The following is a 23,957-nucleotide window of genomic DNA, read 5'->3' as shown; positions in this document are numbered from 1 at the left end:
CATCAGGCCGCCTGCGGCGTGTTGCGCAGTTTGATGTGCAGTTCGCGCAGCTGCTTCTCGTCGACCGGGCTCGGCGCCTGCGTCAGCAGGTCTTGCGCGCGCTGGGTCTTGGGGAAGGCGATCACATCGCGGATCGACTCGGCGCCGGTCATGAGCATGACGAGGCGGTCCAGGCCGATGGCGATGCCACCGTGCGGCGGCGCGCCGTACTGCAGCGCGTCCAGCAGGAAGCCGAACTTGAGCTGCGCGTCCTCGGCGCTGATCTTGAGCGCGCGGAACACCTTGCTCTGCACTTCCTCGCGGTGGATACGCACCGAACCGCCGCCCATCTCGATGCCGTTGAGCACCATGTCGTAGGCCTTGGCGATGCACTTCTCGGGCGCGGTGTCCATGAGGTCTTCGTGGCCGTCCTTCGGTGCGGTGAACGGGTGGTGCACGGCGCTCCAGCGCTGGCCTTCCTCGTCGAACTCGAACATCGGGAAGTCGACCACCCACAGCGGTGCCCAGCGGTCGTCGAACAGGCCCGCCTTCTTGCCGAAGGCGCTGTGGCCGATCTTCACGCGCAGCGCGCCGATGGCGTCGTTGACGACCTTTTCCTTGTCGGCGCCGAAGAACAGGATGTCGCCGTTGCGCGCACCGGTGCGGGCGATGATCTCGGCCAGCGTGGCGTCGTCCAGGTTCTTGACGATCGGGCTTTGCAGGCCGTCGCGGCCGGCGGCTGCGTCGTTGACCTTGATGTAGGCCAGGCCCTTGGCGCCGTAGATCTTCACGAACTCCTGGTAGGCGTCGATCTCGCCGCGCGACAGGCCGCCCTCGGCACCGCCGCCGGGCACGCGCAGTGCGACGACGCGGCCGCCGGCCATGGTGGCGGCGTTGGAGAACACCTTGAACTCGACGCGCTTCATCAGCTCGGTGAGTTCGGTGAACTCGAGCTTCACGCGCAGATCGGGCTTGTCCGAGCCGTACTTGAACATCGCGTCGGCGTAGCTCATGGTCGGAAACACCGGCAGGTCGATGTCCGCGGCGTTGCGGAACACATTGCGGATCATGCCTTCGAACATCTCGCGGATTTCCTCTTCGGCGAGGAACGAGGTCTCGATGTCGATCTGCGTGAATTCAGGCTGGCGGTCGGCGCGCAGGTCCTCGTCGCGGAAGCACTTCACGATCTGGTAGTAGCGGTCGTAGCCGGCCACCATCAGCAGCTGCTTGAACAGCTGGGGCGACTGCGGCAGCGCGAAGAAGCTGCCGTCGTGCACGCGGCTGGGCACGAGGTAGTCGCGCGCGCCTTCGGGCGTGGACTTGCCCAGCATCGGCGTCTCGATGTCGATGAAGCCGTTGGCATCGAGGAACTTGCGCGTTTCCATCGTCACCTTGTAGCGCAGCATCATGTTGCGCTGCATGGCCGGGCGGCGCAGGTCGAGCACGCGGTGCGTGAGGCGGGTGGTTTCCGACAGGTTGTCGTCGTCCAGCAGGAACGGGGGCGTGACCGACGGGTTCAGCACCTTCAGTTCGTGGCACAGCACTTCGATCTTGCCGCTCTTGAGGCTGTCGTTGGTCGTGCCTTCGGGACGCGAACGCACCAGGCCGGTGATCTGCACGCAGAACTCGTTGCGCAGGTTCTCGGCCACGGCGAAGGTCGAGGCGCGGTCGGGGTCGCACACCACCTGCACATAGCCTTCGCGGTCGCGCACGTCGATGAAGATCACGCCGCCGTGGTCGCGGCGACGGTTGACCCACCCGCACAGGGTGACGGTCTGGCCCAACAGGGCTTCGGTCACAAGACCGCAATAGTGAGTACGCATGGCCATAGAGATGACTTCCGGCGCCGTCGTGGCGCGTTCGTTTTTATGAGTTGGATGGCTTGATCGCCACCGAGGAGGGGCCGCCTGGAACGACCACGCCCATCGAGACGATGTACTTGAGCGCTTCGTCCACGCTCATCTTCAGTTCGACGCAGTCACTGCGCTTGAGCATGACGAAGTAGCCGCCCGTGGGGTTGGGCGTGGTCGGCACGTAGACGCTGAGGAATTCCTCGCTGCCCAGGTACTCGGCCACCTCGTTGCCCGGCGCGCCGGTCACGAAGGCAATGGTCCACACGCTCTCGCGCGGCCACTGGATCAGCACTGCCGTGCGGAATGCGTTGCCGTTCTCGGAGAACAGCGTGTCCGACACCTGCTTGACGCTCGAGTAGATCGAGCGCACGACCGGAATGCGGCGCACCACGGCGTCGCCCCAGCCGAGCAGGCGCTTGCCGACGAAGTTGCTCGCAATGGCACCGACCACCAGCAGGATGGCCAGCGTGAGCAGCACACCGAGCCCGCGGATGTTGTTGTCGTAGAGCCAGCGCTGCCATGCGCCCGGCAGCACCCACAGCGTCTGGTCGAGCGTGTCGATGATCCACTTCAGCACCGCCAGGGTGATGAACAGCGGAACGATCACCAGCAAGCCGGAGAACAACCATTTGCGCAGGGCGGACATGGGAGAGGGTTCCGTCAGTCGCCGCTCTTGGCGGCAGCCGTTGCAGCGGGGGCCGACGCGGGAGCGGGCGCCGGTGCGGGGCTGGAGGCGGGGGACGAAGAAGAAGCGTCGGCCGACTTGGCACCGTCGCCGGACGCAGCGGGCGCGGTGGCGGCCTCGGACTTCTTGCCGCCGCCCTCGCGGAAGTCGGTCACGTACCAGCCCGAGCCCTTGAGCTGGAAGCCGGCGGCCGTGACCTGCTTTTCAAATGCGCTCGCACCGCATTCCGGGCACACCGAGAGCGGCGTGTCCGACATCTTCTGCAGAACGTCCTTGGCAAAGCCGCAGGAACTGCACTTGTAGGCGTAAATGGGCATGGGAAATCGGGGTGGGAATGAGCGACGCAGCTGCCGCTCGCAAAGCCCTCGATTATAGGGGCGCCCCCGCCCGCAGGGGGCCGTGGGGGCGCGGCCCGGCCCGCCGTCAGGCCGGCTCGGTCGCCAGAAGGCGGTGCGGCGTGTGAGTGTTCGCTATCCATTGCGGCAGCAGCGAGCCGATGACCATGCCCCCGAACGAGGACAGCACGCCCGCCAGCTGGGCCGGGAAGGCGGTACCCCAGGGCATCGCCATGAACAGCAGCCAGACGCCGATGCCCCCCACGATCGAGGCGATGGCGCCCTGGGTGGTGGCGCGGCGCCAGTAAAGGCCGCACACCAGCGGCACGAAGGCCCCGACCAGCGGCACCTGGTAGGCGCCCGACACCAGTTCGTAGATCGGCGTGCCCTGCATGCGGATCGCGTAGGCCAGCACGGCGGCGCTGAACAGCAGCACCGTGATGCGCATGGTCATCAGGTTCTCGCGGTCGGTGCCGGCCGGACGGAACTGGCGCCAGATGTTCTCGGTGAAGGTGACGCTGGGCGCCAGCAGGGTGGCCGAGGCGGTCGACTTGATGGCCGACAGCAGCGCGCCGAAGAACAGCACCTGCATCACGAAGGGCATCTTCTGCAGCACCAGCGTGGGCAGCACCTTCTGCGGATCCTCCTTCAGCAGCACGGCGACCTCCTCCGGCATGATGAGCAGCGCGCTGGCCACCAGGAACATCGGCACGAGGGCGAACAGGATGTAGGCCACGCCGCCGATCACCGGCCCGCGGGTCGCGGCCTTGACGCTGTTGGCCGACATCACGCGCTGGAACACGTCCTGCTGCGGAATGGAGCCCAGCATCATCGTGATGGCCGCGGCAAAGAAGAACACCATGTCGTGCCAGTTGGGCTCGGGCCAGAACTTGAAGAGGTCCTTGCTGACCGCGAAAGCCACCACCTTGTCGGCGCCGCCGGCCATGTCGCCCGCGAACATCGCGATCACCGCAAGGCCGACGACCAGGATGATCATCTGGATGAAGTCGGTCACGGCCACCGACCACATGCCGCCGAACAGCGTGTAGGCCAGGATCGAGACCACGCCGATCACCATGCCCAGCGGGATGCTGATGGCGCCGGCCGACAGCACGTTGAACACCAGCCCCAGCGCCGTGACCTGCGCCGACACCCAGCCCAGGTAGCTCAGCATGATGATCAGCGAACAGGCCACTTCCACGCTGCGGCCGTAGCGCTCGCGGTAGTAGTCGCTGATGGTCAAGAGCGTCATGCGGTACAGCTTGCCCGCGAAGAACAGGCCCACCAGGATCAGGCAGGTGCCCGCGCCGAACGGGTCTTCGACCACGCCGCTCAGGCCGCCCTCGATGAACTTGGCCGGGATGCCGAGCACCGTCTCGGACCCGAACCAGGTCGCGAAGGTGGTCGTGATGATCATGAACAGCGGCAGGTGCCGCCCCGCGATCGCGAAGTCGGTGGTGTTCTTCACCCGTTTGGCCGCATACAGGCCGATGGCGATGGTGACCAGCAGATAGACGATGACCAGCGTCAACAACACGGCGAAACTCCTCCAGCCTCTAGAACAAACGCACGCGCACCAGCACTTGCATGGCGAGCAACCCCAGGACGAATCCGATGCCGCCATAGAGGATGGCCTGCAGCAGCCGGTTGGTGCGCTTCTGCGCGGCTAGCAGCTCCTGCAACTCGCGGCGGTGATCGGGCGGCCGATTTTCCAGGAAATCGTGCAGCAAACGCGGCAATTGCGGCAGCAATTTCGCGTAGCGCGGCGCCTCGGCGCGCAGCTGCTGGAACAGCTTCTTCGGCCCGATCTGGTCGATCATCCACTTCTCGAGGAAGGGCTTGGCCGTGGCCCAGAGGTCGAGCTCGGGGTCGATGCTGCGGCCCAGGCCCTCGATGTTCAGCAGGGTCTTCTGCAGCAACACCAGCTGCGGCTGGATCTCGACGTGGAAGCGGCGCGAGGTCTGGAACAGGCGCATCAGCACCATGCCCAGCGAGATTTCCTTCAGCGGCCGGTCGAAGTAGGGCTCGCACACGGTGCGGATCGCCGCCTCGAGTTCGTCGATGCGCGTGCCCTGGGGCACCCAGCCGCTTTCCAGGTGCAGCTCGGCCACGCGCTTGTAGTCGCGCCGGAAGAAGGCCGCGAAGTTCTGCGCGAGGTACTCCTTGTCGGACTCGGTGAGCGTGCCAATGATGCCGAAGTCGAGCGAGATGTAGCGCCCGAAGGTCTCGGGCGCCAGGCTCACCTGGATGTTGCCCGGGTGCATGTCGGCGTGAAAGAAGCCGTCGCGAAACACCTGCGTGAAGAAGATCGTCACGCCGTCGCGCGCGAGCTTGGGAATGTCGACGCCGGCGGCGCGCAGCTTGTCGAGTTGGGCAATGGGCACGCCGTTCATGCGCTCCATCACGATGACTTCGGGGTGGCAGAAGTCCCAGAACATCTCGGGGATCAGCACCAGGTCGAGCGAGGCCATGTTGCGGCGCAGCTGCGCGGCGTTGGCGGCCTCGCGCACGAGGTCGAGCTCGTCGTGCAGGTACTTGTCGAACTCGCCGACCACCTCGCGCGGCTTCAGGCGCTTGCCGTCGGGCGAGAGCTTCTCGATCCAGCCGGCCATCATGGCCATCAGGGCCAGGTCCTTCTCGATCACGCCGCGCATGTTGGGGCGCAGCACCTTCACCGCCACGTCGCGGATCTCGCCCTGGTTGGTGCGGATGGTCGCGAAGTGCACCTGCGCGATCGAGGCGCTGGCGATGGGTGTTTCGTCGAACTGCACGAACACGTCGCTCACCGGGCGGCGGAAGGCGCGCTCGATGGTCGCGACCGCCACCGCCGAGGGGAACGGCGGCACGCGGTCCTGCAGGAAGGCCAGCTCGTCGGCGATGTCGGGCGGCAGCAGGTCGCGCCGCGTGGACAGCACCTGGCCGAACTTCACGAAGATGGGGCCCAGCCGCTCCAGCGCCTCGCGCAAGCGCTGGCCGCGCGGCGCGTCGAGGTTGCGTCCGATGGAGACGATGCGCGCCACCACGCGCAGCCAGGGCTTCTGGAAGCTCGTGAGCACGAGCTCGTCCAGGCCATAGCGCAGTGCGACCCAGACGATGAACAGGCCGCGATAGAAGCGACTCATTCGGCGTGGCCCGCCGCACCGCCGGCACGGGCCGAGCGGTCGCCGACGAACTGGCGCAGCGCGCCGACCACGCGCCGCACGCCGTTGCCCAGCGTGTGCGCGGGCACGTCGCCGATCACGCGGGCCAGGTCGTCCTCGACGTCCCAGCGCACGTGGTCGACCAGCCAGTTGACCTCGGCCGCGAGTTGCACGTCGCCAACGATCTGCACGGAGGGCTTGTCGCCGCGCAGCGTGGCGCGGGCGATGTCGAGGGGGGAGTCATCGATCACGGTGAGCGTGAGTTCGGGCGTGGAGCCGGCAGGTGCCAAGTCGAGCAGGCCGGCCGGCGTGGCCACCAGTTCCATCGTCACGAAGCGCCACTGGAAGCGCACCACCCGGCCCTGCTGGCGCAGCAGCCGCTGCTGCGCTTCAGGCTCCTGCTGCAGCACGTGGTTCAGGAACAGGACCGCGCGGTGCTGGATCTCGTGGACGGCCCAGGCCGGCGGTTGCAGGCGTTCGCCGATGCGGTTGAACAGGTCGCCGAGCAAAGAAAAAGGGGACGATGGTGTAGCCATGGTCCCCATTATCCCGTCAGTGCTACGGCCGGTTGACGGCCGCGGCTCAGGTTTTTGTCATTGCAGCGCTTGCACGCCTGCGACGAGCCAGCCGGCGCTGCCGGTCTTGGTCATGTTCCAGACTTCGCGGAATGGGGCGGGACCCACCGAGGCGTCTTCGCGGATCATGCCGGAGAACTCCACGCTCGCCATGTAGGCGTCGGGCAGCTCTTCGATGCCCAGCAGCTTGGCGTCGAGCATCACGACTTCGGTCTTGTTGAGCGCACCGCCCGTGTGGCTGGCGCGGTCGGCCAGCTGCGTGCGGATCTCTTCGACCATGCTGTCGGTCATCATGGAACGCAGCATCGACACGTCGGCGCGGTCCCAGGCGTCTTGCAGGGTCACGAAGTTGCGCTTGGCAGCGGTCAGGAAACCGTCGGCATCGAAGCCCGCGGGGATGCCCCAGGACTGCGAACCGGCCAGTGCCGAACCGATCATGCTGCCGCCGGCTGCGGCACCCGCGGCCGAGAGGCTGCTGCCGTGCGATGCCGGTGCGGCATCGAACGCGGTGGCGTTGCGCTCCCACGGCCGTGCCGAGGCGTCGTTGCCGACGTTGGCCGGGCTGTACTGGGCCGGTGCGCGCGCATCGGCGGGGCTGCCAGCGCCCTGGAAGGCGAAAGCGCCCTGCCGGTTGGCGTTGCCCGACGACGCGGCCGAGCGCGCCTTGAAGATGCGCCACACCGCGAGCGCGGCAAAGGCCAGCAGCGCGATCAGCAGGATGTTGGCGAAGCCGGCACCCAGGCCCAGCGAGTTCGCGAGCCATGCCAGGCCCAGGCCGGCGGCGAGGCCGCCGAGCATTGCGCCCCACGGACGCTTCGGTGCAGCGGCGGCGGGCGTTGCGGGCTTGGGCGCCGCATTGGTCGCGTTCTGCTGCGCGGGGGCCGCGGGCTGCGTGGCCTGGCGCTGCGTCACGTTGGACGACTGGCGACCGACGGACTTGCCGCCACCCATGCGAGCAGCTTCCGCCTGAACGCTCACCAGCACCAGTGCTGCTGCCAAGAACAAAGAACCCAAACTCTTCATGCCGTCTCCTCTTGAGCGAAAAATTCGCGTCGTCATCGTGATCAACACTTGATTCCAACATGGAGGGCAGCAATTCCCCCCGTCATGTTGTGATAGTCCACATGTCCGAAACCGCCCTCTTTCATGAGGGTCTTGAGCTCCTCTTGCGAGGGATGCATCCGGATCGATTCGGCCAGGTAGCGGTAGCTCGCGTCGTCGCCGGCCACGAGCTTGCCCAGGCGCGGCAGCACGTTGAACGAATACCAGTCGTAGGCCTTCGTGAGCGGCTTCGCAACCTTCGAGAACTCGAGCACCAGCAGCTTGCCGCGCGGCTTGAGCACGCGGTTCATCTCCTTGAGGGCGACGTCCTTGTGCGTCATGTTGCGCAGACCGAAGGCCACGGTGACCACGTCGAAGTGGTCGTCGGGAAAGGGCAGCTTCTCGGCGTCGCAGACCGTGGTGGGCAGCACCACGCCGGCGTCGAGCAGGCGGTTGCGGCCGGTGCGCAGCATGGCTTCGTTGATGTCGGTGTGGACCACCTGGCCCGTGGCGCCGACCTTCTTGGAGAAGGCGAGCGCGAGGTCGCCGGTGCCGCCCGCGATGTCGAGCACGCGCGAGCCTTCGCCCACGTTCGCGACCATCACGGTGTAGGCCTTCCAGGCCCGGTGCAGTCCGGCCGACATCAGGTCGTTCATGATGTCGTAGCGCGAGGCCACCGAGTCGAAGACGCCGCGAACGCGTTGCGCCTTCTCGCTTTCGTCGACTTTCTCGAAGCCGAAGTGGGTTGTACTCATGCGCTGGATGTTAGGCCGGAAGGCATTCCTTCAAGGCGACGACCCCGCGGGCACGGCGGACATTTGTTGCTTTTTCCTCCAACGGAGGGCCGCCGCAACGCGCGTCTTTGCTATGTGTAAGGCTATCTTTTCAATAGCAACAGGGTATGTTTACCCTCGGTCTCGCGCTCAGTGACTGCTGCAGGCGCTGCCGCCCTTGTCGGCCATCGGCGCATCGCGGTCCACGCCGGCCGCGGCCAGGCGCCGCTCGTAGTCGGCCCACAGCTCAGCCTGCCGGGAGCCCAGGTCGTACAGCAGGCTCCAGGTGTAGATGCCGGAGTTGTGGCCATCGCTGAAGGCCGGCTGCACCGCGTAGTTGCCCACCGGCTCGAGCCCGACCAGATCGACGTCGCGCTTGCCGGTCTGCAGCACTTCCTGCCCCGGGCCGTGGCCCTGCACCTCGGCCGACGGCGAGTAGATGCGCATCAGCTCGAAGGGGATGCGGAAGGTGGCGCCGTCCGAGAAGCCGACTTCGAGCACGCGCGACTGGCCATGCACGGTGATCGATTGGGGCGTCGGCGCGCCGGCTTGCAAACCTGCCATGGGGAATCCGTTCGGAAGAAGAGAAAAAGAGAAAAGGGAGAGGACTCGCGCAGTATGCCGCGCGCTCCGCTGCGGCGTGCGGGCGGCCTGCGCTTAGCATTGCCGCATGCCGTCACGCACACGCTTTCCCCTCCTCCTGTCACGCTCGAACCGGGCCGCCCTCGTTCTCTGCACCGCGCTCGCGGGCGCCGCCCTCGCCCCGCCCGCCCATGCCTTCTGGAGCCTGATCGGTAAGGCAGCAGGCAAGGCCGCGACCGCCGGCAAGGCGGCCGGCAAGGCGGCCGGCGTGGCGGGCAAGGGCGCGGCGGTCGGCGCCGGTGCGGTGGCGGCCGAGGGCGCAACCGGCGTGGCCGCGAAGGGCGCGATGGCGCTGGGCGACGACGCAGCACATGCCGCCCAAGCGGGCTCGCGCGGCTTCGGCGGCGCGCATGAACTGAGCACCGTGAACGCCGCGCTGCCACCCGAGGTCGCGGCCTACCTTGCCAAGCCGGCGAAGGAGCTCACGCCCAAGGACACGTCGTTCATGATGGACAGCTACCGGCAGATGGTCGAGCGCGCTGGCAAGAACGGCGACTTCACCGCCGTCGAGCGCATGCCGACCTCTGCGGGCACGGCACGCACGCTGCCAGCCGAACCCGTCAAGGCCGCAGCAACACCACAGCCAGCAACCACCACCGCGTCGTCTGGCAGCTCGGGCGCACTGCCCTTCCACGCGGTGCGCCTGCTGGCCCACGCCGCACATGCGGGCAACAAGAGCGCGCAGGCAGAGCTCGATCGCGTGTGCAGGGATGGCAGCGTGGCCTCGAAGCGCTTCTCGAAGGAAACGCGCGCCACGCCGGAATTCAAACAGGCCTGCGCGGACCGCAAGGCAGGCAGCGCGACGCGCACCGCCGCGGCCAACTAAGAAAAAGCGAAGGCCTCAGGCCAGCGTCGCGAGCCGGCGGACCATGTCCGCCTCCGCCTGCGGCAGCAACGCCTGCACGGCGGCCAGCCGCTCGGCTGGCGCGGTCCGTTGCACGGCAGCCCAGACCGAACCGGGGAAATGGCTGTCCCAGTCGAAGCGCGCGATCACGTGCCAATGCAGGTGCGCCACCATGTTGCCGAGCGCGGCGATGTTGAGCTTGGTGGGCGCCAGCGCGTCGCGCAGGCACTGCTCCACGCGCACCACGGCTTCCATGCACAGCACGCGGTCGGCCGCGTCGAGGTCGGAGAACTCCGCCGCATGGTCTTGCCACACCACGCGGTAGAAGGCCGGAAAGCCTTCTTCCTGCGCATGGATGACGCGCAGCTTCGCGCCTTCGAACACGACACGCCCGCCGGGCGCGTCGCACAGCGGGCAACCCGCCACCGCCGTCATACGAGCACCCGCTCGATGCCGCCCTGGTTGGCGGCCGCCACGTAGTTCGGCATCCAGTCGTCGCCGAGCAGCTTGTTGGCCATCTCGACCACGATGTAGTCGGCTTCGAGCAGGCCGTTGTTCAGGTCGTTGCCGTAGCGCGAGAGGCCTTGCAGGCAGCTCGGGCAGCTGGTGAGGATCTTCACGTTGTCGGTCGCGCCGACCTTGCCGGCGTCGCGCAGCGCGGCTTCGCCCTTCTTCAGCTCTTCTTCCTTGCGGAAGCGGATCTGCGTCGAGATGTCGGGCCGCGACACGCCCAGCGTGCCCGACTCGCCGCAGCAGCGGTCGTTCTTGAGCACGTTGTCGCCGACCAGCGCCTTCACGGTCTTCATCGGGTCCTGCTGCTTCATCGGCGAATGGCAGGGGTCGTGGTACAGGTAGCCGCCACCGCCCGCATCGGCCAGGGTGATGCCTTTTTCGAGCAGGTACTCGTGGATGTCGATGATCCGGCAACCCGGGAAGATCTTGTCGAACTGGTAGCCCTGCAGCTGGTCGTAGCAGGTGCCGCAGCTCACCACCACCGTCTTGATGTCGAGGTAGTTGAGCGTGTTGGCGACGCGGTGGAAGAGCACGCGGTTGTCCGTGATCATCTTCTCGGCCTTGTCGAACTGGCCGCTGCCGCGTTGCGGATAGCCGCAGCACAGGTAGCCCGGTGGCAGCACCGTCTGCACGCCCGCATGCCAGAGCATCGCCTGCGTGGCCAGGCCGACCTGCGAGAACAGCCGCTCCGAGCCACACCCCGGGAAGTAGAAGACCGCCTCGGTTTCCGAGGTGGTCGTCTTCGGGTTGCGGATGATCGGCACGTAGTCCGCATCTTCGATGTCGAGCAACGCGCGTGCCGTCTTCTTCGGCAGGTTGCCCGGCATCTTCTTGTTGATGAAGTGGATCACCTGCTCCTTGATGGGTGCGGGCCCCAGCGTGGCCGGCGGCGCGCCGGTCTGCTTCTTCGCGAGGCGGCTCAGCAGGTCGTTGGCCAGGCGCTGCGCCTTGAAGCCCACGCCCACCATGCCCGCGCGCACCGCCTTGATGGTCTGCGGGTTGGTCGCGTTCAGGAAGAACATCGCGGCCGCGTTGCCGGGACGGAAGCTCTTCTGGCCCATCTTGCGCAGCAGGTTGCGCATGTTCATCGACACGTCGCCGAAGTCGATCTTCACCGGGCACGGCGTGAGGCACTTGTGGCACACGGTGCAGTGGTCGGCCACGTCCTCGAACTCTTCCCAGTGCTTGATGCTGATGCCGCGCCGGGTCTGCTCCTCGTAGAGGAAGGCTTCCACCAGCAGCGAGGTCGCGAGGATCTTGTTGCGCGGGCTGTACAGCAGGTTGGCGCGCGGCACGTGCGTGGCGCACACCGGCTTGCACTTGCCGCAGCGCAGGCAGTCTTTCACGCTGTCGGCGATGGCGCCGATATCGCTCTGCTGCATGATCAGCGACTCATGCCCCATGAGGCCGAAGCTCGGCGTGTAGGCGTTGGTCAGGTCGGCGTGCAGGGTCTGCGCCTGCCCCGCGGGCGCGCGCAGCAGCTTGCCCTTGTTGAAGCGGCCTTCGGGGTCGACCCGGGCCTTGTACTCGGTGAACGGACGCAGCTCTTCGTCGGTGAGGAACTCGAGCTTGGTGATGCCGATGCCGTGCTCGCCCGAGATCACGCCGTCCAGGCTGCGTGCCAGCGCCATGATGCGCACCACCGCGGCATGCGCGGTCTGCAGCATCTCGTAGTTGTCGCTGTTGACGGGCAGGTTGGTGTGCACGTTGCCGTCGCCCGCGTGCATGTGCAGCGCGACCCACACGCGGCCCTTGAGCACCTGCTTGTGGATGGCGGTGCACTCGGTCAGGATCGGCCCGAACTCGGCGCCCGAAAAAATCTCCTGCAGCGGCTGGCGCAGCTGGGTCTTCCAGCTCGCGCGCAACGTGTGGTCCTGCAGTTGCGGGAACAGCGAGTCGACGTTCTGCAGCCAGCCGGCCCACAGCGCGCGCACCTCGTGCACCAGCGCCACGGCCTGCGCCACGCGGTCTTCCAGCAGCTCGGCCGCCGGAATCTCGTGCGCGTCGTCGGTCTTGCCCAGCGGCAGGTTGCCGCGCGTGAGAAAGGCTTCGAGCGCGTCGGTGAGCGCCAGCTTGTTCTGCAGCGACAGCTCGATGTTGATGCGCTCGATGCCGTCGCTGTACTCGGCCATGCGCGGCAGCGGGATCACCACGTCTTCGTTGATCTTGAAGGCGTTGGTGTGCTTGCTGATGGCGGCCGTGCGCTTGCGGTCGAGCCAGAATTTCTTGCGCGCCTCGGGGCTGATGGCAATGAAGCCTTCGCCGCTGCGCGAGTTCGCGATGCGCACCACTTCCGAGGTGACGCGCGCCACCGCGTCGGCGTCGTCGCCGGCGATGTCGCCGAACAGCACCATCTTGGGCAGGCCGCCGTGCTTCTTCGACTTGGTGGCGTAGCCCACGGCCTTCAGGTAGCGGTCGTCCAGGTGTTCGAGGCCGGCCAGCAGCACGCCCGAGCGCTTCTGCTCGGCGAACATGAAGTCCTTGATCTCGACGATGCTGGGCACCGCGTCCTTGGCGTTGCCGAAGAACTCGAGGCACACGGTGCGCGTGTGCGCCGGCATCTTGTGCACCACCCAGCGGCAGCTGGTGATGAGGCCGTCGCAGCCCTCTTTCTGGATGCCCGGCAGGCCCGAGAGGAACTTGTCGGTCACATCCTTGCCCAGGCCTTCCTTGCGGAAGGTCTTGCCGGGAATGTCCAGGCGCTCGGTGCGCAGTTTCGTCTTGCCGTCGGCGGCGTAGTACTGCAGCTCGAACACGGCGCTCTCGGCGTCGTGGATCTTGCCCAGGTTGTGGCCGATGCGGGTCACTTCGAGCCATTCGGCCTGCGGCGTGACCATGCGCCACGAGGCGAGGTTGTCCAGCGCCGTGCCCCAGAGCACGGCCTTCTTGCCGCCGGCGTTCATGGCGACGTTGCCGCCGACGCACGAAGCCTCGGCCGAGGTCGGGTCGACCGCGAACACGAAGCCCGCGCGCTCGGCCGCGTCGGCCACGCGCTGCGTGACCACGCCAGCCTCGGTCCAGATGGTGGGCACGGGCGCGGCCAGGCCGGGCAGCGCGACGTGCTCGACCTCGGTCATGGCCTCGAGCTTCTCGGTGTTGATGACCACGCTCTTCCAGGTCAGCGGGATCGCGCCGCCGGTGTAGCCGGTGCCGCCCCCGCGCGGAATGATGGTCAGGCCCAGCTCGATGCAGCCCTTGACCAAGAGGGCCATCTCGGCCTCGGTGTCGGGGCACAGCACGACGAAGGGGTACTCGACGCGCCAGTCGGTGGCGTCGGTCACGTGCGACACGCGCGAGAGGCCGTCGAACTTGATGTTGTCCTTGGCCGTGAGCCGGCCCAGCACGCGGGTGGCCTTGCGGCGCAGCGCGGCAACGTCGCGGAAGGTGTCGTCGAAGGCGGCGACGGCCTGGCTGACGAGCCCGGTGAGCTCGCCCACCAGCTGGTCGCGCGGCAGGTCGCTGTCGGGGGTGCGGCGCTTCTGCACCTCGCCCAGGCGGTGGCGCAGGGCGTCGACCAGCTGGCCGCGGCGGCGCGGGTTGTCGAGCAGGTCGTCGACGAGGTAGGGGTTGCGCTGCACCACCCAGATGTCGCCCAGCACCTCGTAGAGCATGCGCGCCGATCGGCCGGTGCGGCGCTCGGCGCGCAGGGTCTGCAGCAGGTCCCAGCCGCGTTCGCCCAGGAGGCGAATCACGATCTCCCGGTCGGAGAAGCTGGTGTAGTTGTAGGGGATCTCGCGCAGTCGTACAGGCTCTGCGGCCTGTGACAACAGCGTATTCAACGCGGTCGGAGCATTCATCGGGTGGGGCCCTTGGCCAGGCGCTGCGCGCCCAAGTAGCCGGGGGGTCGATTTTAGGGCAGGCCCCGGGGGCTTTGCCGTGCCCGGCCGCTATTCCCTATCGCGGGGCCCGCAGGGGCCCCGGCGGGCTCAGAACAGGACGCGGCTGCGGATCGTTCCGCCCACCTTCGCCAGCTTTTCCAGCGCCAGGTCGGACGAGGCGGCGTCGATGTCCATCACGACGTAGCCGATCTTCTCGTTGGTCTGCAGGAACTGGGACGAGATGTTGATGTTGTTGTCCGAGAAGATCTTGTTGATCTCGGACAGCACGCCCGGCACGTTGCGGTGGATGTGCAGCAGGCGGTGCTTGCCGGGGTGTGCCGGCAGCGCCACCTCGGGGAAGTTGACCGACGAGGTCGAGGTGCCGTTGTCGCTGTACTTGACCAGCTTCTCGGCCACTTCGAGCCCGATGTTGGCCTGCGCCTCCATGGTCGAGCCGCCGATGTGCGGCGTGAGGATCACGTTGTCCAGCCCGCGCAGCGGCGACTGGAACTCGTCCTTGTTGGTGCGCGGCTCGACCGGGAATACGTCGATGGCGGCGCCCAGCAGCTTCTTGCTCTTGAGGGCCTCGGCCAGCGGTTCGATCTCGACCACGGTGCCGCGCGAGGCGTTCAGCAAAATGGCGCCCGGCTTCATGGCGGCGATCTCGGCCGCGCCGATCATCCATTGCGTGGCCTGGGTCTCGGGCACGTGCAGGGTCACGATGTCGCTCTGGCCCAGCAGCTGGTGCAGCTCGCGCACCTGGCGCGCGTTGCCCAGCGGCAGCTTGGTGACCACGTCGTAGAAGGCCACGTGCATGCCCAGCGCCTCGGCCAGCACCGACAGCTGCGCGCCGATGGAGCCGTAGCCCACGATGCCCAGCGTCTTGCCGCGGATCTCGAAGGCGTTCTCGGCCGACTTGAGCCAGCCGCCGCGGTGCGCCACGGCGCTTTTCTCGGGCACGCCGCGCAGCAGCAGGATGGCTTCGGCCAGCACCAGCTCGGCCACCGAGCGGGTGTTGGAATACGGCGCGTTGAACACGGCCACGCCGTGCTCGCGGGCGGCCTCGAGGTCGACCTGGTTGGTGCCGATGCAGAAGCACCCGGCGGCCACCAGCTTGTGCGCGGCGGCGAACACCTCGGCCGTCAGCTGGGTGCGCGAGCGGATGCCCACGAAGTGCACGTCGGCGATCTTGGCCTTGAGTTCGGCGTCGGGCAACGCACCCGGCAGCGACTCGATGTTGGTGTAGCCGGCGGCGCGCAGCACCTCCACGGCCGAGGGGTGGATGCCTTCGAGCAAAAGGAACTTGATCCTGCTTTTGTCGAGGGAGGTTTTGCTGCTCATGACGTACTCAAGGAAGCCCCGGCCATGGCGACAAGCTAGGCCAAAAAAGGGAGGGCGATGCTAGCATGGTGCAGCGCAGCATGAGGCCCGCAACCCGCGCCGGGCTTGACGCCAAAGGGGTTTCCCCGATTGGAGGAACCCTTCGGTCCGTGCCCCAATGTGACGCGGCTGTGTCACGCACATGCCCTAGCATTCGCGCTTTCCATTTTTTCCCTTCAGGAGTCTTCATGCGATTCAAGACGCTCGCGTTGGCATCGGCGCTGGCCGCCACGCTGTTCAATGCAGCCCAGGCCCAGACCGAGATCCAGTGGTGGCATTCCATGACCGCCGTCAACAACGAGTGGGTCAACGACCTGGCCAAGCAGTTCAACGAGAGCCAGAAGGAATACAAGATCGTCCCGACCTTCAAGGGCACCTACGACGAATCCATGACGGCCTCCATCGCGGCCTTCCGCTCGGGCAACGCGCCGCACATCCTGCAGGTGTTCGAAGTGGGCACCGCCACCATGATGGCCAGCAAGGGCGCCGTCATTCCGGTCGGCCAGGTCATGAAGGACGCGGGCGAGAAGTTCGACCCGGCCGCCTACATCCCCGCCGTGGCCGGTTACTACACCGCCCCCAACGGCCAGATGCTGAGCTTCCCGTTCAACAGCTCCACCACCATCTTCTATTTCAACAAGGACGCCTTCAAGGCCGCCGGCCTGCCCACCGACAAGGCGCCCGCCACCTGGCCCGAAGTGGTGGCCGCCGCCGCCAAGCTCAAGGCCAGCGGCCACAAGTGCCCGTTCACCACGGCCTGGCAGAACTGGACGCAGGTCGAGAGCTTCTCGGCCTGGCACAACGTCGAGTTCGCCAGCAAGGCCAACGGCCTGCAGGGCCTGGACGCGCGCCTGAAGGTGAATTCGCCCCTGCACCAGCGCCACATCGAGAACCTGGCCAGCATGTCCAAGCAGGGCCTGTTCATCTACAAGGGCCGTGGCAACGTGCCCGAGGCCTCGTTCGTGTCGGGCGAGTGCGCCATGATCAACACGTCGTCGGGCTTCTACGGCAACGTGGCCAAGAACGCCAAGTTCGCCTACGGCCTGGCCCCCCTGCCCTACTACCCGGACGTGCCGGGCGCACCGCAGAACACCGTGATCGGCGGCGCCAGCCTGTGGGTCATGTCGGGCAAGAAGGCCGCCGAGTACAAGGGCGTGGCCAAGTTCTTCAGCTTCATCTCGACGCCTGAAGTGCAGTCCGCCAGCCACAAGCGCACCGGCTACCTGCCGGTGACCACCGCCTCGTACAAGCTCACCGAAGAATCGGGCTTCTACAAGCAGAACCCCGGCACCGACGTGGCCGTGACGCAGATGATCCGCAAGGTCACCGACAAGAGCCGCGGCATCCGCCTGGGCAACTACGTGCAGATCCGTGCCATCGAGGACGAAGAGCTCGAACAGGTCTGGGGCGGCAAGAAGACGGCCAAGGAAGCCCTCGATTCGATCGTGACCCGCGGCAACGAACAGCTCGAACGCTTCCAAAAGGCGAACAAAAGCTAACGATTGAAGATCCGGGCTCCGTGTCCGGCTAATATCGCCCGCCCCCGCACGCCCTTCTTCCAGGGTGCGCCGGGCGGGATTTTTTATGTAGGGGCTTCATGGAAAAACGCGTTTTCTTTCGCTCGGGCTGGTTGCCCTGGCTGCTGCTGACACCGCAGATGGCGGTGATCCTCGTGTTTTTCTTCTGGCCGGCCGGCCAGGCGCTGTTGCAGTCGCTGCAGCAGCAGGACGCGTTCGGCACGTCGGTCGAGTTCGTCGGGTTCGACAACTTCCGCCACCTGTTCGACGACCCGGCCTATGCCGAGTCGTTCAAGACCACCGCGCTGTTCTCGGTGCTGGTGGCCGGCATCGGCATCAGCCTGTCGCTGATGCTGGCCGTGTTCGCCGACCGCATCGTGCGCGGCGGCATGTTCTACAAGACCATGCTGATCCTGCCGTACGCCGTGGCGCCCGCCGTGGCGGCCGTGCTGTGGGTCTTCATGTTCTCGCCCTCGCTGGGCGTGGTGGCCTATGCCCTGGGCAAGATCGGCATCAACTGGAACCACCTGCTCGACTCGGGCCACGCCATGACGCTGATCGTGATGGCCTCGGTGTGGAAGCAGATCTCGTACAACTTCCTGTTCTTCCTGGCCGGGCTGCAGTCGATCCCGAAGTCGCTGATCGAGGCCGCGGCCATCGACGGCGCGCGCCCGTGGCGCCGCTTCTGGACCGTGCAGTTCCCGCTGCTGTCGCCCACCACCTTCTTCCTGCTGGTGATCAACGTGGTCTACGCCTTCTTCGACACCTTCGCGATCGTCGATGCGGCCACGCAGGGCGGCCCGGGCAAGGACACGACCATCCTGGTCTACAAGGTCTACCACGACGGCTTCAAGGGCCTGGACCTGGGCGGCTCGGCCGCGCAGTCGGTGGTGCTGATGGTGATCGTGGTGGCGCTGACCGTCATCCAGTTCCGCTACGTCGAGAAGAAAGTGCAGTACTGATGAAGCAACAAGAAAAAATCGAATTCGGCGGAGCGCAGCATGGTTGAGAAACGCGGCACGCAGGGCATCCTGGCCCACGTCATCATGATCCTGGGCGTGTTCATCGTCGCCTTCCCGCTCTACCTGGCGTTCGTGGCGTCCACGCACACGGCCCAGGAGATCGTGCAGGCGCCGATGCCCCTGACACCCGGCTCGAACATCGTCGACAGCTACAAGGGCGCGCTGTTCGGGCGCGAGAGCAGCGCGGGCTCCAACGCCCCGGTGGCGCACATGATGTGGGTGAGCTTCGTGACGGCCATGGTCATCGCCATCGGCAAGATCACCATCTCGCTGCTGTCGGCCTTCGCCATCGTGTACTTCCGCTTCCCGTTCAAGAAGATCTGCTTCTGGGCCATCTTCGTGACGCTGATGCTGCCGGTGGAGGTGCGCATCCTGCCCACCTACAAGGTGCTGTCCGACCTGAACATGCTGAACACCTACGCGGGCCTGACGGTGCCGCTGATCGCGTCGGCCACGGCGACCTTCCTGTTCCGCCAGTTCTTCCTCACGGTGCCCGACGAGCTCACCGAAGCGTCGCGCATGGATGGCGCGAGCCCCATGCGCTTTTTCTTCGACGTGCTGCTGCCGCTGTCCAAGACCTCGATCGCGGCGCTGTTCGTGATCCAGTTCATCTACGGCTGGAACCAGTACCTGTGGCCGCTGCTGGCGACCACGAGCGAAGACATGTACCCCGTGGTGGTCGGCATCAAGCGGATGATTGCCGGCGGCGACGGACAGAACGAATGGAACGTCGTGATGGCCACCGCCATCCTGGCGATGCTGCCGCCCGCGCTGGTGGTGATCCTGATGCAAAAGTGGTTCGTCAAGGGCCTTGTTGATACCGAGAAATAGGCTCGCCCCCAGGCTTCGCGCACTTCGTGTCGCTTCGCCAACCCCCTACCGGGGGCACCACCAGCGGCCCGGCAAAGCCGGTTCCGCGGTGGTTCTGGAAATAACAGTGCCTCGAGATAGAGGTCGAAATCGAGAAGAACATGGCTGCACTTTCCCTACGCAACGTCATCAAGCGCTACGGCCACGGGCCGAAAGCCAATCAGGTCATCCACGGCGTGAGCGCCGAGATCGCCGACCACGAATTCATCGTCATCGTCGGCCCTTCGGGCTGCGGCAAGTCGACGCTGCTGCGCATGGTCGCGGGCCTGGAGGAAATCTCGGCCGGCGAAATCTGCATCGGCGGCAAGGTCGTGAACCAGCTCGAGCCCTCCGAGCGCGACATCGCCATGGTGTTCCAGAACTACGCGCTGTACCCGCACATGAGCGTGTTCGCGAACATGGCCTACGGCCTGAAGATCGCCAAGGTGCCGACGGCCGAGATCAAGGTGCGCGTCGACAAGGCCGCCAAGATCCTCGAGCTGGGCCACCTGCTCGAGCGCAAGCCGCGCGAACTCTCGGGCGGCCAGCGCCAGCGCGTGGCCATGGGCCGCGCCATCGTGCGCCAGCCGCAGGTGTTCCTGTTCGACGAACCGCTGTCGAATCTGGACGCCAAGCTGCGCGCCCAGACCCGCCTCGAGATCCAGAAGCTGCACCGCGAGCTCGGCATCACCTCGCTGTTCGTCACGCACGACCAGGTCGAGGCCATGACGCTGGCGCAGCGCATCATCGTGATGAACGGCGGCGTGATGGACCAGTTCGCCACGCCCGAAGAGGTGTACTCCCGGCCCGCCACCACCTTCGTGGCGAGCTTCATCGGCTCGCCGCCGATGAACCTGCTCAAGCACGCACCGGGCGTGCGTCCGGGCCAGATCCTGGGCATCCGCCCCGAGCACATGAAGCTCGACGAAAGCGGCTGGACGGTGCAGGTCGAGCAGGTCGAACTGCTGGGCGCCGAGCGCCTGGTGTACGGCCGCATCGGCGAAGAACAGATCATCATGCGCACCGACGAAGGCGACCACCCGCCGGTGGCCGGCGACACGGTGAAGATCGCGGCGCGCGAAGACAAGCTGCACTGGTTCGACGCCGGCTCCGGCAAGCGCGCCGACTGAGCGATGGCCGAACGCAGCCCCTGGCCCTACCCCCGCTGGGTCGCGCACCGCGGCGCCGGCAAGCTGGCGCCCGAGAACACGCTCGCGGCCTTCCGCTTCGGCACCTCGCACGGCTACCGCATGTTCGAGTGCGACGCCAAGCTCAGCGCCGACGGCGTGGTGTTCCTGATGCACGACGCCACGCTGGAGCGCACCACCAACGGCCACGGCATCGGCGGTCAGCAGGCGTGGAGCGCGCTGTCGCAGCTCGACGCCGGCGGCTGGCATTCGCGCGCCTTCGCGGGCGAGCCGCTGCCCACGCTGGAGAACCTGGCGCGCTACTGCCGTGCCAACGAGCTGCTGCTGAACATCGAGATCAAGCCCACGCCCGGCACCGAACGCGAGACCGGCGAGGTGGTGGCACGCGAAGCCGCGCGCCTGTGGCAGGGTGCGGCCGTGCCGCCGCTGCTCACTTCGTTCCAGGTCGATGCGTTGAAGGGCGCACAGGCCGTGCAGCCCGAGCTGCCGCGCGGCCTGCTGCTCGACACGCTCTGGAACGGCTGGCTCGACACCGCGCTGGGCCTCGGCTGCCAGGCCATCGTCTGCAACCACGCGCTGTGGGACGCCGCCACCGTGGCGCAGGTGCATGGCGCGGGCCTGCGTTCGCTGAGCTACACGGTGAACGACGACTGGGCCGCGCAGCGGCTCATCGACCTGGGCACCGACGGCATCATCACCGACCGGGTGGACCTGTTCAGTCCCGCGGGCTGACGCTGCATTTCTTACCCGTTCTTACGTCATGGCGGCTTCTATGATGCGGCCATGAATCGGACCTCTCGCCTGGCGGGCCTGTGCCTTCCCGCCCTCCTGGCTCTGTGGGCCCTGCTGACGTGCGGCGGCGCCTTCGCGCAGCCGGACGCCAGCATGAACGCAGGCAACGGCAACCCCAACAACAGCGCCAACACCGCGGCGGCCGCCGCCCCGCCCCCCACCATCGCCGAACTGCGCGCGCAGTTCGCCCGCATCGCGCCTTCGGGCAAGGGCAACGCCAGTGTCGTTCCGGGCGCCGAAGACGACGCACGCAAGCAGCTCGCGCAGATCAACGAGATCGGCGTGCAGGCCGACAAGTTCGTCGCCGCCCGCGCCAGCGAGCTGGCCGACCTGAACGCGCGCCTCGGCGAACTCGGCAACCCGCCCGCCGCCGGCGCCACCGAAGACCCCAACATCACGCGCCAGCGCGCGCAGCTGACCAAGGAACGCAACGCGCTCGATGCGGACATCCGCCTGGCCAAGCTGCTGGCGATCGACGTGCGCCAGCGCGGCACCGACGTGGTGTCGCAGCGGCGCCAGCAGTTCGAGGCCGAGCTCACCAGCCGCGCCGCCTCGCCGCTCAGCGGCGAGTTCTGGGACGACCTGCGCGAGGCTTGGCCCGACGACTTCGAACGGCTGCAGGCGATCGGGGCGGCGCTCGGCGACGGCTTCGACCAGGCGCTGCAGCCCGAAAGCCGCACGCCGGTGATCGCCTCGTTCATCGGCGCGCTGCTGCTCGCCTGGCTCGGCGTCTGGGCCGCCGAGCGCGGGCTGGCGCGCCTGGCCACGCGCGTGCTGCCGGCCGGGCGGCTGCGCCGCTCGCTGCTGGTGATCGCCATCGTCGCCACGCACGTGCTGCTGGTCGCCGTGGCCGCGCACGGCGTCGTCGAAGTGCTCAAGGCCCACGCGATGTGGGATGCGCAGGCGCGCAAGGCGCTGCAATCGGCGGCGCAGACGCTGACCTTCATGGCCTTCATCATCGGCCTGGGGCGCGGGCTGCTGGCCACGGGGCGGCCGTCGTGGCGCCTGCCGGCCATTCCCGACCTCACGGCGCAGCGCCTGTCGGCGCTGCCGTGGCTGGTGGCACTGGTGGCCGCGCTGGCATGGACGCCGGCCGAGATCAACGCGCTCATCGACGCCAGCTTTGCCGCCGTGGTGACCACGCACGTGGCGACGGCGCTGCTGCTCACCGCGCTGGTGGGCACCGTCGTGTACCGCCTGAAGGCGCTGCGCGCCGACGCGCCCGACGCCGGCCTGCCGGAACGGCCGATGTGGGTCGGGGTGCTGGTGGCGCTGATCGTCGTGCTGGTGATCGCGATCTGGGTGCTGGTGGCCTTCGGCTACGTGGCGCTGGCAAGCTTCCTGGCCTCGCAGCTCACCTGGAGCGGCATCGTCGCGGCGGCTTTCTATGTGCTGTTCAAGTTCGCCGACGACCTGTTCATGGCCGTGGTGTCCTCGCGCAGCGCCTCCGGCCAGCGGCTGCAGAAGAGCTTCGGCCTGGCGCCGCAGACGCTCGACCAGGCGGCCACGGTGCTCTCGGGCCTGAGCCGCGTGGCGCTGTTCTTCTACATGCTGGTGGCGCTGGCCGCGCCGCTGGGCACGGGCCCGGGCGAGGTGTTCCAGCGCGGCGGCAAGCTCGGCACCGGCGTGAAGGTGGGCGAGTTCCAGCTGGTGCCGGGCGCGATCCTCAGCGCGGTGGCGGTGGCGGTGATCGGCTTCATCGTGCTGCGGGTGTTCAAGCGCTGGTTGTCGCGCAGCTACCTGCCGAGCACGCAGTTCGAGCCGGGCATGCAGAGCTCGATCACCACGCTGCTGGGCTACGTGGGCGGCATCCTGGTGGTGGCGTTCTCGCTGTCGGCGCTGGGCATCGGCATCGAGCGCATCGCGTGGGTGGCGAGCGCGCTGTCGGTGGGCATCGGCTTCGGCCTGCAGGCCATCGTGCAGAACTTCATCTCGGGGCTGATCCTGCTGGCCGAGCAGCCGGTGAAGGTCGGCGACTGGGTGGTGCTGGGCACCACCGAAGGCGACGTGCGGCGCATCAACGTGCGCGCCACCGAGATCCAGCTGGGCGACCGCTCGACGCTGATCGTGCCGAACTCGGAGTTCATCACCAAGACCGTGCGCAACATGACGCTGGCCAACGCCGAGGGCCGCGTGCTGATCCGCCTGCCCATGCCGCTGACCACCGACGCGCAGCGCGTGCGCGAGCTGATCCTCGAGGCCTGCCGCGCGCACGAGGGCGTGCTGGAAACGCCGGCGCCCTCGCTCACGCTCGAAGGCATCGAGAACGGGCTGCTGATCTTCCAGGCCATCGCCTACGTGCCGAGCCCCCGGCTGGCGGGCGGCGTGCGCAGCGACCTGCTGTTCACGATCCTCGATGCGCTCAAGCAGGCCGACCTGCCGCTGGCCACGCCCACGACGCTGGTGATGGCGGCGCCCGCGCCGGTGCTGCCCGCCGAGCCGTCGCCGGCGCCCGCCACGCCGGCGTCTCCGCTGCCGGGCACCACCAGCACCTGACGCCGCTGCCGCCCTATTCGAGCGGCAGCGCCCCGGTGCACTTGATCTCGTTCAGGCACACGCTGGAGCGCACCGCCGACACGCCCGGCATGTGCATCAGCGTGTGCATGAGGAACTGCGACAGCGCCTCCAGGTCGCGCGCGACCACCTTGAGCACGTAGTCGAAGTCGCCGGTCACCGAGTAGCACTCCAGGATCTGGCGCATGTCGGCGATCAGGTCCTGGAACTTGGGCAGCTCGTCGACGTGGCCGCGCGCCATCGTGACGTGGATGAAGGCGATCACGCCCAGCCCGATGTGCCGTGCGTTGAGCCGCGCGGCGTAGCCGCTGATCAGCCCCAGTTCCTCGAGCCGCCGGTGGCGCCGCAGGCACTGCGCGGGCGACAACTGGGCCACCTCGGCCAGGTCCAGGTTGGACGCGCGGCCGTGCGCCTGGAGGTGGTCCAGAATCCGCCGATCGGTCCGGTCGAGTTCGATGATCTGCAATTTCGTCTCCCCATACGCATTAATTATGCAATTATGTTTCCTAAAGCGGGGAAAGCCCGAGGCATTCATGC

The 23,957-nt window shown here is 67.3% G+C and carries 20 protein-coding genes; 7 read left to right on the top strand and 13 right to left on the bottom strand.

Going from position 1 to position 23,957, the window contains the following annotated elements:
* Positions 1-2: 2 nt before the first annotated feature.
* The 9 genes from aspS to AC07SQ_RS11200 all read right to left on the bottom strand — a co-directional run bounded on the left by aspS (position 3) and on the right by AC07SQ_RS11200 (position 8,945).
* Entirely contained in the window at positions 3-1,808 is a 1,806-nt protein-coding gene (gene aspS / locus AC07SQ_RS11240; protein WP_495271171.1) for an aspartate--tRNA ligase, read from the bottom strand.
* Positions 1,809-1,845: 37 nt separating this feature from the next.
* On the bottom strand, positions 1,846-2,478 hold the full coding sequence (locus tag AC07SQ_RS11235; protein WP_062477045.1) for a DUF502 domain-containing protein: 633 nt from the start codon (positions 2,476-2,478) through the stop codon (positions 1,846-1,848).
* A gap of 14 nt (positions 2,479-2,492) precedes the next feature.
* Positions 2,493-2,834 (bottom strand): FmdB family zinc ribbon protein, encoded by a 342-nt coding sequence (locus AC07SQ_RS11230; RefSeq protein WP_495271172.1) that lies wholly within the window; start codon positions 2,832-2,834, stop codon positions 2,493-2,495.
* A gap of 106 nt (positions 2,835-2,940) precedes the next feature.
* On the bottom strand, positions 2,941-4,389 hold the full coding sequence (locus AC07SQ_RS11225) for a high affinity choline transporter 1 (RefSeq protein ID WP_495271173.1): 1,449 nt from the start codon (positions 4,387-4,389) through the stop codon (positions 2,941-2,943).
* Between the two features lie 19 nt (positions 4,390-4,408).
* Positions 4,409-5,974: a ubiquinone biosynthesis regulatory protein kinase UbiB gene (gene ubiB / locus AC07SQ_RS11220; RefSeq protein ID WP_495271174.1), complete on the bottom strand. Its 1,566-nt coding sequence runs from the start codon at positions 5,972-5,974 to the stop codon at positions 4,409-4,411.
* Positions 5,971-6,528 (bottom strand): ubiquinone biosynthesis accessory factor UbiJ, encoded by a 558-nt coding sequence (locus AC07SQ_RS11215; RefSeq protein WP_495271175.1) that lies wholly within the window; start codon positions 6,526-6,528, stop codon positions 5,971-5,973. The genes ubiB and AC07SQ_RS11215 overlap by 4 nt, the downstream gene beginning before the upstream one ends.
* A gap of 57 nt (positions 6,529-6,585) precedes the next feature.
* Positions 6,586-7,590, bottom strand: a complete 1,005-nt coding sequence (locus AC07SQ_RS11210; RefSeq protein WP_495271176.1) for a Tim44 domain-containing protein — start codon at positions 7,588-7,590, stop codon at positions 6,586-6,588.
* A 41-nt stretch (positions 7,591-7,631) separates the two neighbouring features.
* Positions 7,632-8,363 carry a bifunctional demethylmenaquinone methyltransferase/2-methoxy-6-polyprenyl-1,4-benzoquinol methylase UbiE gene (gene ubiE, locus AC07SQ_RS11205; protein ID WP_056578284.1) on the bottom strand — a complete coding sequence of 244 codons (732 nt, stop codon included), beginning with the start codon at positions 8,361-8,363 and terminating at the stop codon, positions 7,632-7,634.
* Between the two features lie 168 nt (positions 8,364-8,531).
* Positions 8,532-8,945 carry a gamma-butyrobetaine hydroxylase family protein gene (locus AC07SQ_RS11200; RefSeq protein WP_495271177.1) on the bottom strand — a complete coding sequence of 138 codons (414 nt, stop codon included), beginning with the start codon at positions 8,943-8,945 and terminating at the stop codon, positions 8,532-8,534.
* A gap of 106 nt (positions 8,946-9,051) precedes the next feature.
* Here AC07SQ_RS11200 and AC07SQ_RS11195 point away from each other — a divergent pair, with 106 nt between their 5' ends.
* Positions 9,052-9,849, top strand: a complete 798-nt coding sequence (locus tag AC07SQ_RS11195) for a hypothetical protein (protein WP_495271178.1) — start codon at positions 9,052-9,054, stop codon at positions 9,847-9,849.
* Positions 9,850-9,864: 15 nt separating this feature from the next.
* On the opposite strand, the gene AC07SQ_RS11190 is transcribed toward AC07SQ_RS11195, so the two are convergent.
* The 3 genes from AC07SQ_RS11190 to serA all read right to left on the bottom strand — a co-directional run bounded on the left by AC07SQ_RS11190 (position 9,865) and on the right by serA (position 15,539).
* On the bottom strand, positions 9,865-10,302 hold the full coding sequence (locus tag AC07SQ_RS11190; RefSeq protein ID WP_307696266.1) for an HIT family protein: 438 nt from the start codon (positions 10,300-10,302) through the stop codon (positions 9,865-9,867).
* The gene (locus AC07SQ_RS11185) at positions 10,299-14,177 is read right to left on the bottom strand and encodes a DUF3683 domain-containing protein (RefSeq protein ID WP_495271179.1); all 3,879 of its coding nucleotides are present in this window, start codon (positions 14,175-14,177) and stop codon (positions 10,299-10,301) included. The genes AC07SQ_RS11190 and AC07SQ_RS11185 overlap by 4 nt, the downstream gene beginning before the upstream one ends.
* Positions 14,178-14,306: 129 nt before the next feature.
* Complete coding sequence (gene serA, locus AC07SQ_RS11180) at positions 14,307-15,539, bottom strand: phosphoglycerate dehydrogenase (RefSeq protein WP_070063599.1); 1,233 nt, start codon at positions 15,537-15,539, stop codon at positions 14,307-14,309.
* Between the two features lie 227 nt (positions 15,540-15,766).
* On the opposite strand from serA, the gene ugpB reads away from it, so the two are divergent.
* The 6 genes from ugpB (at position 15,767) to AC07SQ_RS11150 (ending at position 23,402) form a co-directional block, all read left to right on the top strand.
* The gene (gene ugpB, locus AC07SQ_RS11175) at positions 15,767-17,077 is read left to right on the top strand and encodes a sn-glycerol-3-phosphate ABC transporter substrate-binding protein UgpB (protein WP_070063600.1); all 1,311 of its coding nucleotides are present in this window, start codon (positions 15,767-15,769) and stop codon (positions 17,075-17,077) included.
* A 98-nt stretch (positions 17,078-17,175) separates the two neighbouring features.
* On the top strand, positions 17,176-18,057 hold the full coding sequence (gene ugpA / locus AC07SQ_RS11170) for a sn-glycerol-3-phosphate ABC transporter permease UgpA (RefSeq protein ID WP_062474481.1): 882 nt from the start codon (positions 17,176-17,178) through the stop codon (positions 18,055-18,057).
* Between the two features lie 39 nt (positions 18,058-18,096).
* Positions 18,097-18,948, top strand: coding sequence for a sn-glycerol-3-phosphate ABC transporter permease UgpE (gene ugpE / locus AC07SQ_RS11165; RefSeq protein WP_062474482.1), 852 nt, complete (start codon positions 18,097-18,099; stop codon positions 18,946-18,948).
* Between the two features lie 140 nt (positions 18,949-19,088).
* Positions 19,089-20,096 (top strand): sn-glycerol-3-phosphate ABC transporter ATP-binding protein UgpC, encoded by a 1,008-nt coding sequence (gene ugpC / locus AC07SQ_RS11160; protein ID WP_062474484.1) that lies wholly within the window; start codon positions 19,089-19,091, stop codon positions 20,094-20,096.
* A 3-nt stretch (positions 20,097-20,099) separates the two neighbouring features.
* On the top strand, positions 20,100-20,846 hold the full coding sequence (gene ugpQ / locus AC07SQ_RS11155) for a glycerophosphodiester phosphodiesterase (RefSeq protein WP_495271180.1): 747 nt from the start codon (positions 20,100-20,102) through the stop codon (positions 20,844-20,846).
* Positions 20,847-20,897: 51 nt separating this feature from the next.
* Positions 20,898-23,402, top strand: a complete 2,505-nt coding sequence (locus AC07SQ_RS11150; RefSeq protein ID WP_159274958.1) for a DUF3772 domain-containing protein — start codon at positions 20,898-20,900, stop codon at positions 23,400-23,402.
* Between the two features lie 13 nt (positions 23,403-23,415).
* Here the strand turns inward: AC07SQ_RS11150 and AC07SQ_RS11145 are convergent, their stop codons facing one another.
* Positions 23,416-23,886, bottom strand: coding sequence for an Lrp/AsnC family transcriptional regulator (locus AC07SQ_RS11145; RefSeq protein ID WP_056578260.1), 471 nt, complete (start codon positions 23,884-23,886; stop codon positions 23,416-23,418).
* Positions 23,887-23,957 lie beyond the last annotated feature (71 nt).

The sequence above is a fragment of the Variovorax sp. GW821-FHT06D12 genome (assembly GCF_059419205.1).
Note: the sequence above shows the minus strand (reverse complement) of the source record. Positions and strands in the feature narration are given on the sequence as shown.

Excerpts from the sequence above, each read along its gene's own strand:
- AC07SQ_RS11185 (WP_495271179.1), bottom strand. The coding sequence starts at position 14,177 with ATGAATGCTCCGACCGCGTTGAATACGCTGTTGTCACAGGCCGCAGAG.
- AC07SQ_RS11195 (WP_495271178.1), top strand. The coding sequence starts at position 9,052 with ATGCCGTCACGCACACGCTTTCCCCTCCTCCTGTCACGCTCGAACCGG.
- ugpQ (WP_495271180.1), top strand. The coding sequence starts at position 20,100 with ATGGCCGAACGCAGCCCCTGGCCCTACCCCCGCTGGGTCGCGCACCGC.
- AC07SQ_RS11215 (WP_495271175.1), bottom strand. The coding sequence starts at position 6,528 with ATGGCTACACCATCGTCCCCTTTTTCTTTGCTCGGCGACCTGTTCAAC.
- ugpE (WP_062474482.1), top strand. The coding sequence starts at position 18,097 with ATGGTTGAGAAACGCGGCACGCAGGGCATCCTGGCCCACGTCATCATG.
- AC07SQ_RS11230 (WP_495271172.1), bottom strand. The coding sequence starts at position 2,834 with ATGCCCATTTACGCCTACAAGTGCAGTTCCTGCGGCTTTGCCAAGGAC.
- AC07SQ_RS11210 (WP_495271176.1), bottom strand. The coding sequence starts at position 7,590 with ATGAAGAGTTTGGGTTCTTTGTTCTTGGCAGCAGCACTGGTGCTGGTG.
- ubiE (WP_056578284.1), bottom strand. The coding sequence starts at position 8,363 with ATGAGTACAACCCACTTCGGCTTCGAGAAAGTCGACGAAAGCGAGAAG.
- ubiB (WP_495271174.1), bottom strand. The coding sequence starts at position 5,974 with ATGAGTCGCTTCTATCGCGGCCTGTTCATCGTCTGGGTCGCACTGCGC.
- ugpB (WP_070063600.1), top strand. The coding sequence starts at position 15,767 with ATGCGATTCAAGACGCTCGCGTTGGCATCGGCGCTGGCCGCCACGCTG.
- aspS (WP_495271171.1), bottom strand. The coding sequence starts at position 1,808 with ATGGCCATGCGTACTCACTATTGCGGTCTTGTGACCGAAGCCCTGTTG.
- AC07SQ_RS11190 (WP_307696266.1), bottom strand. The coding sequence starts at position 10,302 with ATGACGGCGGTGGCGGGTTGCCCGCTGTGCGACGCGCCCGGCGGGCGT.
- ugpA (WP_062474481.1), top strand. The coding sequence starts at position 17,176 with ATGGAAAAACGCGTTTTCTTTCGCTCGGGCTGGTTGCCCTGGCTGCTG.
- serA (WP_070063599.1), bottom strand. The coding sequence starts at position 15,539 with ATGAGCAGCAAAACCTCCCTCGACAAAAGCAGGATCAAGTTCCTTTTG.
- ugpC (WP_062474484.1), top strand. The coding sequence starts at position 19,089 with ATGGCTGCACTTTCCCTACGCAACGTCATCAAGCGCTACGGCCACGGG.
- AC07SQ_RS11235 (WP_062477045.1), bottom strand. The coding sequence starts at position 2,478 with ATGTCCGCCCTGCGCAAATGGTTGTTCTCCGGCTTGCTGGTGATCGTT.
- AC07SQ_RS11200 (WP_495271177.1), bottom strand. The coding sequence starts at position 8,945 with ATGGCAGGTTTGCAAGCCGGCGCGCCGACGCCCCAATCGATCACCGTG.
- AC07SQ_RS11150 (WP_159274958.1), top strand. The coding sequence starts at position 20,898 with ATGAATCGGACCTCTCGCCTGGCGGGCCTGTGCCTTCCCGCCCTCCTG.